Source organism: Dokdonella sp., from assembly GCF_035703485.1.
GTDB lineage: Bacteria > Pseudomonadota > Gammaproteobacteria > Xanthomonadales > Rhodanobacteraceae > Dokdonella.
The window spans coordinates 1-10,802 of sequence record NZ_DASSYD010000148.1; the positions used below are offsets into that span (position 1 = coordinate 1).

At 59.9% G+C, this 10,802-nt stretch carries 11 protein-coding genes; 6 read left to right on the plus strand and 5 right to left on the minus strand.

The window, feature by feature from the left end:
• Positions 1–145: 145 nt before the first annotated feature.
• From hutG to VFN25_RS11650, 4 genes are all read right to left on the minus strand, one after another.
• Complete coding sequence (gene hutG, locus VFN25_RS11635) at positions 146–928, minus strand: N-formylglutamate deformylase (RefSeq protein WP_325142067.1); 783 nt, start codon at positions 926–928, stop codon at positions 146–148.
• A 69-nt stretch (positions 929–997) separates the two neighbouring features.
• The gene (locus VFN25_RS11640; protein ID WP_325142069.1) at positions 998–1,303 is read right to left on the minus strand and encodes a DUF6587 family protein; all 306 of its coding nucleotides are present in this window, start codon (positions 1,301–1,303) and stop codon (positions 998–1,000) included.
• Complete coding sequence (feoB, locus tag VFN25_RS11645; protein WP_325142071.1) at positions 1,300–3,132, minus strand: ferrous iron transporter B; 1,833 nt, start codon at positions 3,130–3,132, stop codon at positions 1,300–1,302. Before feoB ends, VFN25_RS11640 begins: the two co-directional genes overlap by 4 nt.
• Positions 3,129–3,368, minus strand: coding sequence for a FeoA family protein (locus tag VFN25_RS11650; protein WP_325142086.1), 240 nt, complete (start codon positions 3,366–3,368; stop codon positions 3,129–3,131). Before VFN25_RS11650 ends, feoB begins: the two co-directional genes overlap by 4 nt.
• Before the next feature lie 137 nt (positions 3,369–3,505).
• Between VFN25_RS11650 and VFN25_RS11655 the strand changes: the two genes are divergently transcribed.
• From VFN25_RS11655 to VFN25_RS11680, 6 genes are all read left to right on the plus strand, one after another.
• Positions 3,506–4,300: an enoyl-CoA hydratase-related protein gene (locus VFN25_RS11655; protein ID WP_325142074.1), complete on the plus strand. Its 795-nt coding sequence runs from the start codon at positions 3,506–3,508 to the stop codon at positions 4,298–4,300.
• Positions 4,301–4,302: 2 nt separating this feature from the next.
• The gene (locus tag VFN25_RS11660; RefSeq protein WP_325142088.1) at positions 4,303–6,327 is read left to right on the plus strand and encodes an acetyl/propionyl/methylcrotonyl-CoA carboxylase subunit alpha; all 2,025 of its coding nucleotides are present in this window, start codon (positions 4,303–4,305) and stop codon (positions 6,325–6,327) included.
• Entirely contained in the window at positions 6,324–6,980 is a 657-nt protein-coding gene (locus VFN25_RS11665) for a hypothetical protein (RefSeq protein ID WP_325142076.1), read from the plus strand. The genes VFN25_RS11660 and VFN25_RS11665 overlap by 4 nt, the downstream gene beginning before the upstream one ends.
• On the plus strand, positions 6,977–7,873 hold the full coding sequence (locus VFN25_RS11670; protein WP_325142078.1) for a hydroxymethylglutaryl-CoA lyase: 897 nt from the start codon (positions 6,977–6,979) through the stop codon (positions 7,871–7,873). Before VFN25_RS11665 ends, VFN25_RS11670 begins: the two co-directional genes overlap by 4 nt.
• A gap of 81 nt (positions 7,874–7,954) precedes the next feature.
• Positions 7,955–9,274 (plus strand): PAS domain-containing protein, encoded by a 1,320-nt coding sequence (locus VFN25_RS11675; RefSeq protein ID WP_325142080.1) that lies wholly within the window; start codon positions 7,955–7,957, stop codon positions 9,272–9,274.
• 89 nt (positions 9,275–9,363) lie between these two features.
• Complete coding sequence (locus tag VFN25_RS11680) at positions 9,364–10,176, plus strand: cyanophycinase (protein WP_325142082.1); 813 nt, start codon at positions 9,364–9,366, stop codon at positions 10,174–10,176.
• On the opposite strand, the gene tadA is transcribed toward VFN25_RS11680, so the two are convergent.
• Complete coding sequence (gene tadA, locus VFN25_RS11685) at positions 10,177–10,668, minus strand: tRNA adenosine(34) deaminase TadA (RefSeq protein WP_414648948.1); 492 nt, start codon at positions 10,666–10,668, stop codon at positions 10,177–10,179.
• Positions 10,669–10,802: the final 134 nt, after the last annotated feature.

Here is a 10,802-nt window from a genome sequence, read left to right on the forward strand (position 1 = left end):
CCCGGCAGGCTGTTGAAATTCTACTCAAACGGCACGATCCGGCAGCAAAACGGGCCTCAAAATGCTCATTTACCGCATGTAAACTGCACTCTTTCGGCCCGTTTCGCTTTGTCTCGCACTCGCCTGAGCGAATTTCAACAGCCTGCTAGTCGACATCCAGCGCCGCTTCAAGCAGGCGATGGATCATCGATTGCAGGGATGCCGCGCGCTCCGTGTCGTAAACATGGCTCGCTTCATCCATGTAATTGATCTGGGCGAGCTCGAGCTGGACTGCATCGACGCCCTGCTCCGGCTGGCCGTAGTGGCGCGTGATGTAACCCCCCTTGAAGCGACCATCAACAACAAAGCTGTAATCCGCCTGGGCTTCCAGGACTCCAATCAGCTGATTGCGCAACGAGGCGCGGCAACTGGCGCCGGCGGCCGTGCCGAGATTGATATCAGGCAGACGCCCTTCAAACAGAAAGGGCAAAACGCTGCGTATCGAATGGCCTTCCCAGAGCACACAGCGACCATGCTCTGCGCGAATACGCTCGATTTCGTCAGTCAGCGCCGCGTGGTAGGGGCGCCAGTATTTCTCGACGCGTTGGTCAACCTCCTCGGCCGACGGTTGCTGATCCTCCAGATAGACTGGCTCTCCGGAGAATTGCACGATCGGACACAGACCTGTCGTGTTCTGGCCCGGATACAACGAGACATCATCGGGCGAACGATTGAGATCGACCACATAGCGGGAATGAGCAGGCACGAGGACGGACGCGCCAAGATCGCGGGCGAATGCATACAGACGCGAGACATGCCAATCGGTATCCGGAACACGCCGCGCCGAAGGTGTCAGCCGCGAGGCGATTTCGGGCGGAATTTCCCGACCATCGTGAGGCAGGCTGATCAGTAGAGGTTCGCTACCGCGATGCAGATCATGAGTGTTCATGCTGGCAGTCTACGCGTTCTGTGAAGCCTTCCCACCGTCTGCGCACATCGAAATGGGCAGGTGTCAGGATTACTGGGATGAGTGCGGCCGGAACTTCAGCGGAATGGAATCCGCCGGCTTGGCTTCCGAAGTGCCGCAGCCGCCGCAACTGGCACAACCCAAGCCACTGCCACAGCTACCCTGTTTTGCTTCGCGCGGTTGCAGCCAGCGTCCAAGCACACGCAACCATGTACCGCGCTGCGGATTTCCGAGCGACCGTGCCAGCGACGATTGCAACGAACGGAAAGGCCCGGGCGCGATATGGCGCGCACCGAGAATCGTGCTCACCGAAACTATCGCGGCAACCAGAATGGTTTGCAGAACCTGTGCGCTCATGCGCCCATCGCCCTGGCAATTTGATAGGTCAGCAACGAGGCGAAATAAGCCAGTGCAAACAAATATGCGGTCATGATCCAGACCTGGCGCCATGAGTTGGTTTCACGACGGACCGTGGCCAGCGTCGACAGGCACATTGGCGCGAACACATACCAGGCAAGCAGGGAGAATGCCGTGGCCATCGACCATTGCGAGGCAACGACGGCCTGCAGGCCTTCCTCGTGTCCCGACAACGCATAGACGGTGGCCAATGAGGCCACCGCGACCTCGCGTGCGGCCAGCCCGGGAACCAGGGCGATCGAGATCTGCCAGTTGAATCCGATCGGCGCGAAAATGACATGCAACCAGCGACCGAGCATGCCGGCGAAGCTGTAGTTGATCGCGGGATCAGTGGCACCTTCCGGTGGACCCGGGAACGAAGAAAGGAACCACAGGATGATGGTCAGCGACAAAATGATGCCGCCCACCCGCCTGAGAAAGATGCTGCCACGCTCCCACAGACCGATCGCGATATCGCGCGGATGCGGAATACGGTACGAGGGCAGTTCCATAAGCAGGGCATGCTCGCTTTTGTCGCGACGGACCAGCTTGACCAGCCAGGCCACGGCCAGCGCACTGACGATGCCGGCGGCATACAACGTGAACAAGACAATGCCTTGCAGGTTGAAAATGCCGGCGACGCTCTCGTTCGGGATGAAGGCGGCGATCAGCAAGGCGTAAACCGGCAACCGCGCCGAGCATGTCATCAATGGTGCAATCAGGATCGTGGTCAGGCGATCACGGGGATCGTGGATGCTGCGTGTGGCCATGATGCCGGGAATCGCGCAGGCAAAACTCGACAGCAACGGGATGAACGAGCGCCCGGTCAAGCCGGCCTTGAGCATCAGCCGATCAAGCAGGAACGCCGCGCGCGGCAAGTAGCCCGACTCCTCCAGAGCAAGAATGAACAGAAACAGGATCAGGATTTGCGGCAGGAATACGAGGACGCCACCGACGCCGGCAAAAATTCCGTCGACAACCAGACTCTGCAGCACGGGCATCGAGGTCAGCCCGGCGCCGACCCAACTGCCAAGGAATCCAACCCCGGCTTCAATGCCATCCATCAGCGGCTGCGCCCACGAGAACACGGCCTGAAAAATCAGGAACATGATCACGGCAAGCAAGCCGAGACCAAGCAATGGATGCAGGACAACGCGATCAATCGCATCGTCGATCCTCGCCGTGCGTCGCGGCATGCTCACGGCATCGGCGATCAGCGCACGCGCTTCGTCGTGCAGATCACTGGCTGAATCCACGGACGCCACGGCCGGAATCGCTGCATCGAGGCGGCTGATCAAATCCCTTGCACCACCGCGCCGCACGGCAATGGTTTCGACGACCGGAATGCCGAGCGCCGCTTCGAGTTTCTGCACATCGATGGCAATTCCGCGGCGTCTGGCGGCGTCCATCATGTTCAAGGCGAGCACCATCGGCCGCCCGAGTCGACGTACTTCGAGAACAAAGCGCAAGTGCAAACGCAAATTGGTCGCGTCGGCGACACACACAATCACATCAGGTGCCGTCTCGCCGGGAAAATGACCGAGGCAGACATCCCGGGTGATGACCTCGTCGGGACTGGATGCTTCGAGACTGTAGGCGCCTGGCAGATCGAGCAGCTGGAACGCCCGTCCAGAAGGTCCTCTGAACCGGCCTTCCTTGCGCTCGACCGTGACTCCGGCATAGTTGGCGACTTTCTGTCGGCCACCGGTCAACTGATTGAACAGTGCGGTCTTGCCGCAATTCGGATTGCCAACCAGAGCCAGACGCAGACTTGCAACCGCCTCGCTCATGCCGCCAACTCGACAATCACGCGAGCCGCTTCAGCACGGCGCAGGGCAAATCGGGTGAAACCGATCTGCACGAGCAAGGGATCAGCCCCGATCGGACCGCGTCCGACCAGGCGAACCGGCTCTCCACGAACGAAACCGTAATCACGCAAACGACGCGCGATCGGATCAACTTCACTCACGTTTTCAACATCCTGCACCACGGCGTCAATTCCCTGGGCCAACTCGGACAAGCGCATCAAAAGACCACGGCGAATAAGAATGGTTCGCATTATATGCCGATCAACCCAATCCCGCGATGACTTGTGTCGCGGCGAATGGCTGCAGGTATCTGCCGAAATCTCTATGATCGAGGTCTTCCAGAAAGGCCAAATGCATGTCAGACAACTTACTCATCACCGATCGCAACGGGATCCGCGAAATCAGCCTGAACCGACCTTCGGTACACAATGCCTTCGACGACCAACTGATCGCCGACCTGACTGCTGCGATAGAGGCGACCAACGACGATGGCTCGATCTGGGGACTCGTCCTCAGCGGCCAGGGCAGCACCTTCTCCGCCGGAGCCGACGTCAACTGGATGCGTGCGATGGCTGGTGCCAGCGAAGCGGAAAATCGCGAAGACTCCCTGCGTCTTGCCCGCCTCATGCGCACGCTCAATTTTCTGCCCAAGCCGACCATCGCCAAGGTCAATGGCTCAGCCTACGGCGGCGGCATCGGCCTGATCGCCTGTTGCGACATCGCGATCGGTGTCGACGGCGCCAAGTTTTCGTTGAGCGAGGCCAAGCTCGGTCTTGTCCCGGCCGTAATCTCGCCCTACGTGGTCGCTGCAATCGGTCCGCGCCAGGCGCGCAAACTGTTCATCAGTGCCGAAGTCTTCGACGCCGACGAAGCCCATCGCATCGATCTCCTGCATCAGGTTGTCTCGCGCTCGGAACTCGATGATGCGATTTCGCGCAGCCTGCACTTCCTGCGCAAGTGTGGTGCCCAGGCCCAGGCCGAAGCCAAGGCTCTGGCCCTGCGCATTGCCGGCATCACCCGCGAAGGTGCCGAGAAGCTCGATGTCGAGAATGCCGCCCTGATCGCACGCTTGCGTGTTTCGGATGAAGGCCAGGAAGGCCTGTCCGCATTCCTCGACAAGCGCCCTCCCCGCTGGAATGCCGAGAACTGATGATGTTCGACACCGTCCTGATCGCCAATCGCGGCGAGATTGCCTGCCGCGTGATCCGCACTTGCCGACGCCTCGGTATCCGCACGGTTGCCGTCTATTCCGAAGCCGATGCAACTGCCCAGCACGTCCGCCAGGCCGATGTCGCGTTTCCGATCGGAGGCCCGGCTCCAGCCGACTCCTATCTTCGCGGTGACGTGATCATCGAGGTTGCCCTGAAATCCGGGGCGCAGGCGATTCACCCTTGTTATGGATTTCTTTCAGAAAATGCCGACTTTGCCGATGCGGTCGCCGCGGCAGGCCTGACCTTTATCGGCCCATCCGGCAGCTCGATGCGCAAGATGGGATCCAAGGCCGGGGCCAAGGATCTGATGGCTTCGCACCGGGTACCAGTCGTGCCGGGCTATACCGGTGAAGACCAGGACGCCTCGCTGCTCGCACGCGAAGCCGAGCGCATCGGATTCCCGCTGATGATCAAGGCCGCCTTTGGCGGCGGCGGCAAAGGCATGCGCATCGTGCGCAAGGCCGAGGACTTCCTGGCCAATCTCGAATCCTGCCAGCGCGAGGCCAGCAACGCATTTGGCCGCGACCGGGTTCTGCTCGAGCGCTACGTCGAAAAGCCGCGTCATATCGAGTTCCAGGTTTTCGGCGATAGCCACGGCAACATCGTCCACCTCAACGAACGTGAGTGCTCGGCGCAACGTCGCTACCAGAAGGTGCTTGAGGAAACACCGTCACCATTCCTGACCCCCGAGTTGCGCACGAAGATGGGAGAAGCAGCGATCGTCGCTGCGCGCGCGCTCGACTACGTCAATGCGGGTACGGTCGAGTTTATCGTCGGCCAGGCTGGCGACTTCTATTTCATGGAAATCAACACGCGCCTGCAAGTCGAACACCCGGTCACCGAGATGGTGCTCGGGCTCGATCTGGTCGAATTGCAGTTGCGCGTCGCCGCCGGCGATCCGCTGCCAGGCTCGCTGATCCGCAACAAGTCGATTCCGGCCAATGGCCATGCGATCGAAGTACGCCTCTACGCCGAGGATCCGGATCAGGGTTTCCTGCCCGGTTCCGGTCGCTTGCAGACCCTGCGTTTGCCACAGGTCTCCGAGCATGTGCGGATTGATTCGGGCGTGATCGAAGGGGATACCGTCAGCGTTTTTTACGATCCGATGATCGCCAAGATGATCGTCTGGGATCGTGATCGCCATTCGGCCCTGCAACGCATGCGCGATGCCCTCGCCGAAGTCAGCGTGATCGGGCCGAAATCGAACGTCGCTTTTCTGGAACGGCTGTTGCGCCATCCAGCCGTGATTGAAGGGAATATCGATACCGGCTATCTGGACCGCAATCTCGATGAGTTCATCGGGCCTGCCGGCGATGACAATAATCCTGCGCGAGCAAATGCATTCCTGTCTGCGGCGAGTGTCGTTTCCCTGCTCACCGAAGAAAGCGAGGCCCGCTTGCACGCGGGCCTCAGCGCCGATCCGAATTCACCGTGGCGTCGTGCCGATGGCTGGCGACTTGGCCATCATGGCAAACGCATCATCGCCCTGATCGATGGCGAAGAGCGCATCGAGGTATCGGCTTTTGGTGCGCAGGGCAACTATCGCCTTGCCGCTGGCGAGCTTGAAGTGGCAATCGAGGATGCCGTTCTTGCCGACGGCTGGCTCAGTGCGCGGCACGATGGCGTCGCAAGACGCCAGCGGGTCTTTGCCGATGGTGCACGCATTACTGTTCACGATGGCCAGTCACGTCGCATTTTCGATCATGCTCCTGCGTTTGCCTTTGTCGAAGCCGGTTCGTCCGATGTCGATCGCGTTCTTGCGCCGATGCCCGGACGTATCGTCGTGGTCAAGGCCAAGCCCGGTGACGAAGTGAATGAAGGCGACGAACTGCTGGTCATGGAAGCGATGAAGATGGAGCTGACCCTGCGTTCACCACGAGCCGGTCGCGTCGAGGTGATTCAGGCCGCGGCCGGCGATTTCGTAGAAGGCGACGCCGTGCTGGTTCGACTGGAGGCCAGTGAATGATCCTCCGCATCGTCTGCTGTGCTCTTTCAATGCTGGCGCTGGCCGCCTGCACCGAGACCCGTTTCGAATCAACACCCGGCGACAAGATTGTCGCTTGCGATCCGGCATGGAAAGGTCTCTGGGTCGACGCATCGGCCAATGCATCAAAAAGCGAGCCGGATGAACTGGCTTTTCGCGTCGATCAGGAATGTCGATTCTTCATGCTTGAGCGCCCGGAAAAGGATGGCCCACCAAAGCAGATCCACATCCCCCTCAACTACGTGCATGACCAGGGCAAGAATTACCTCGTGATTGCCGACAATCAGCTTGGCGAGGTCGTCGATCTTGCGCCCGTCCACGGCATCAAGCCCGTACCGAAGAAATCATTCTTCATCGCCCGTTACGAAGTCGATCATGATCGCCTGCGCATCTACCCGGTGGATGCGAAGCGCAGCGCAAGCCTGGTCATCGACGAGGTCCTCGATGGCACGGTTGACGCCAGCAACAAGCAGTTGCATGTCTATATCCAGGGAGATCGGGCCAAGGTTCTCGATATCGTGCGAAACAAGAAAATCTTCGCGGAAAAACCCGACGCCGAGGTTCGCCGGATCAAGCTGAGCCTTGAGCAATACGAGCGCAAGCGCAGCGCTCGGCGAGCCGGGAAATCGCCATGAGCACCCAGGCGCAAACGGTCCGCATCGTCGAAGTCGGCCCTCGCGATGGCTTGCAGAACGAAAAGACCATCATCCCCGCGGCAACCAAGATCGAACTGATCAATCGCCTGTCGCAAACCGGTCTGCGCACGATCGAGGCGACCAGTTTCGTCAGCCCGAAGTGGGTGCCGCAACTGGCCGACGCGGCTGAAGTTTTCAGCGCCATCGAAAAGCATGCCGGGATCAGCTACCCGGTACTCGTGCCGAACGAGCAAGGCTACGATCGCGCGCGCGCCGTGGGCGCTGTCGAAGTTGCCGTTTTTTCGGCCGCATCAGAAGCCTTCAACCAAAAGAACATCAATGCCTCGATCGATGAATCGATAGAGCGCTTTGCACCAATTCTCGACAAGGCCGGCAACGATGGCGTGCGCGTGCGTGGCTACGTGTCCACCGTGCTCGGCTGCCCCTATCAGGGCGACGTTCCTTTGCGCGATGTCGTTCGCGTGGCCACACGCATGCATGCGATGGGCTGCTACGAGATTTCGCTTGGCGACACGATTGGTATCGGCACGCCGCGCAAAGCCAGGGAGATGTTGCGTGCAGTCGCCGGCGAAGTGCCGATTGAGGCACTGGCCGTGCATTTTCATGACACTCGCGGCCAGGCCCTGGCCAATGCCCTCGCCTGCCTCGAAGAAGGCGTCAGCGTGATCGACAGTGCGGTATCGGGTGTGGGCGGTTGTCCGTACGCCAAGGGCGCCACCGGCAATGTCGCCAGCGAGGACATGGTCTACATGCTTGAAGGCATGGGAATTGCCACCGGCATCGATATCGAAAAGCTCATCGAAACGGGATTGTGGCTGTCGCAGCAACTGGGCCGGCAAACGGCCAGCCGGGTCGCCAGAGCCGGAACCTGAAAATCCGCCAAAGTCGGTGCTATCCTCTCCTGTGCAGGAGCCGCCAGGCTTGTGTCAGGGGCCGTGAAAGGGATTCACGCGATGATCGAGAAACAGGATACCTCCGTACCGGTTGCGATGGTTGCGCAGTCGACGACGCCCGAACTGGACGTATGGGGCCAACTTGCCGAGTATGCCTCGCGCGTCGATGCCGATCCCGTGTTGCGCCTGCTCATTGATGAAGCCAGCGAAAAGCATCGCAATTTGCGCGGCGTCACCGCGACCATTGCTCATCGCTATCGCGCTCTGATTGATGCCGTTCCCGATGCGATAACGATCCACGACGAGAATGGCCGCACGCTGGATGTCAACGCGACTGCCTGCAGCCTGCTGAATCAGGATCGCGATGCCCTGCTCGGACGTTTGATCGTCGAGATTTTTCCTGAGGTCGGTGCGGATTTCCTGCAAGATTTGCTCGACACCGGTGACCGCGGAGCGATTCTTGCGCGCAGCTCGACCCTCGTCCACGTTGACGCGCCGCCATCGGCAATTGAATTGAACGCCAGGTTCTATCTCGACGGCCAGCAAAAGCGCATCATCGTTGCGACGCGGGATCTCGGCCCACGCGAATACGCCCATGAACAGCTGCGTCGATCCGAAGCAGAGCTGCGTGACCTCCTGCGCAACATGGACAAGGGGGTCATTGTGCGCAACCGCAGGGGGCATATCGTTGCCAGCAATCCCACCGCATGCCGGCTTCTGCAGATGAGCGAACCCGATCTGCTCGCCATGCGCTCTGACCAGCTCGGCGACTGGCGTTTCGTTGATGAGAACAATCGCCCGATCGACAACGACGCGCTGCCCTGGTCTCGGGCCATGTCGACAGGCAAGCCCGTCGAATCGAGCATCTGCGGACTCAGCTCGCCAAATGTCAATGCAACCCTGTGGGTCACCGTGACTGCCATACCGCGATTCGGCAGCGACAAGCGCAACCCCGAAGAAGTTGTATCCATCTTTGCCGACATAACTCCGATCAAGCAGGATGCTTCGCTGTTTGCACACGTGCAAGCACTGACCAATCTCGGTGCATGGCAATTGATCTCGGGCACTGACCGCATGATCTGGTCAGCAAAGATGCATGCGATTTTCGATGTACCCGCATCAACGCCGACGTCGCTGGATCGCATGCTCAGTCACTTCACCAGCGACGACCAGCGGCGCCTGCGCCAGGCGCTTGAAGCTGCCAGGTCCGAGCAAACAACCGAGATCACGGCACGCATTACCACCGCGATCGGGCGCAAACGTCAGATCAGAATTCGCGCGCGCGCCCTGGATCCGGAATCGGCGAGCGGTGATGTCATCGGCTGCGTGCAGGATGTCACTGGCGAGAGCGAATCGGATGTCTCCATTTCGCCCGAATGAGCGGACATGCGGCGTCTCAGCATGCGCGTTGGTGATCGTAAACCCGGCTGGCTGTGTAGAATCGAAAGCCCCAACGCGGAATCGAGCGTGTGCCAGCCAAACTCGCCCCAGAAAAAAGCCGCGGCGCCATCGTTGCCTGTGGAGAATTGCCTGCGAATCAACGCACGCCTGTGCTGCTTTCGCGCCTGATCAGTCTGGTCGGGGAATCGCCGACGGTGATTCTCATCAGCGCGCTCGAACAGTCCGATGACGATGATATCGAACTCGAAGCGATGCTCACCGCAGCCGCCAGTTCGCAATTGCATCGATACGCCCTGAAAACACGCGCCAATGCCGAGGACAGACAACTGCTCGATCTCGTCGAACAGGCCGAAATGGTCATCCTCAATGCCGAGCAACCACTCAAACTCAGCACCCTGATTGGCGGCAGCAGCCTGGCTCGCCTGCTACGCCGTCGCAATGCCGCGGGCATGGCGGTATGCGGAGTCGGTGCCGGAGCTGCCCTGCTTTGCGAACACATGCTGGCATCCGGTACCGCCGGACCGACACCACGGGTCGGCAGCGCTTCACTCGCACCCGGACTCGGTCTGACCAATCGCGTGGTCATCGACCAGGGTGGAAATGCCAGTGACCGCCTTGGCCGTCTGCTCGCCGCACTTGCTCTGAACCCGTTCGCACTGGGCCTCGGAATCGATGCCTCAACCGTAGTCGTGATCGGCGCGGACAATGCCATTGAAGTTTTCGGCAATGGTGGCGTGACCATTATCGACCCCAGCGAAATGGTCGACTCAAATGCTGCCGATCTTGAACCTGGCGCACCGATTCGCATCACCAACATGCGCTTGCATGCATTGACCGCCGGCACCCGTTTCGATCTGGATTTTCGCCGCGCGATCGATTGATCAGCGTCGGCTGCGGAAGAACTCGCGCAGCATCGAAGCACTCTCATCGGCAAACAAGCCTGATGCAACTTCGATGCGATGGTTATGCAACGGCGACACCAGCGTATCGAAAACACTGCCGGCGGCACCCGTTTTCGGATCCGCAGCAGCGTAGACGACTCGCCCCACACGCGCATGCACCAGCGCCATCGCGCACATCGCGCACGGCTCCAGCGTCGCGTAGAGCGTGGCTCCTGGAAAGCGGTAGTTGCCGACCTGCTGTCCGGCTGCACGCAAGGCGAGAATTTCGGCATGCGCGCTCGCATCATTGAGGACGATATTGCGGTTCCAGCCTTCGCCAATCGCTGATTCAGCGGAAACCAGCACAGCACCCACCGGCACCTCGTTCTCGGCATCACGCGCATGCGCGGCCAATTCGAGCGCACGCCGCATCCAGCGCTCATCGTCGGCAGAAAAAAGAGCTGCCGGCGCGGCGTCCACGCCTACTCCCACTCTATTGTAAACAAGACATTTTTATCTTTTATATTCAATGGCTTATTTTCCTGCTAATTGGTAATACCATGAAAAATACCATGCTCAGAAAAGGCTTAACAATATTTTGAAAAATTGCCTACTGAGCGCTGCCG

Bases quoted from the DNA above. Each gene is read 5' to 3' on its own strand.
- VFN25_RS11650 (WP_325142086.1), bottom strand. From the start codon at position 3,368: ATGCGCTTGTCCGAGTTGGCCCAGGGAATTGACGCCGTGGTGCAGGAT.
- VFN25_RS11640 (WP_325142069.1), bottom strand. From the start codon at position 1,303: ATGAGCGCACAGGTTCTGCAAACCATTCTGGTTGCCGCGATAGTTTCG.
- hutG (WP_325142067.1), bottom strand. From the start codon at position 928: ATGAACACTCATGATCTGCATCGCGGTAGCGAACCTCTACTGATCAGC.
- VFN25_RS11675 (WP_325142080.1), top strand. From the start codon at position 7,955: ATGATCGAGAAACAGGATACCTCCGTACCGGTTGCGATGGTTGCGCAG.
- feoB (WP_325142071.1), bottom strand. From the start codon at position 3,132: ATGAGCGAGGCGGTTGCAAGTCTGCGTCTGGCTCTGGTTGGCAATCCG.
- VFN25_RS11670 (WP_325142078.1), top strand. From the start codon at position 6,977: ATGAGCACCCAGGCGCAAACGGTCCGCATCGTCGAAGTCGGCCCTCGC.
- VFN25_RS11655 (WP_325142074.1), top strand. From the start codon at position 3,506: ATGTCAGACAACTTACTCATCACCGATCGCAACGGGATCCGCGAAATC.
- VFN25_RS11665 (WP_325142076.1), top strand. From the start codon at position 6,324: ATGATCCTCCGCATCGTCTGCTGTGCTCTTTCAATGCTGGCGCTGGCC.
- VFN25_RS11660 (WP_325142088.1), top strand. From the start codon at position 4,303: ATGTTCGACACCGTCCTGATCGCCAATCGCGGCGAGATTGCCTGCCGC.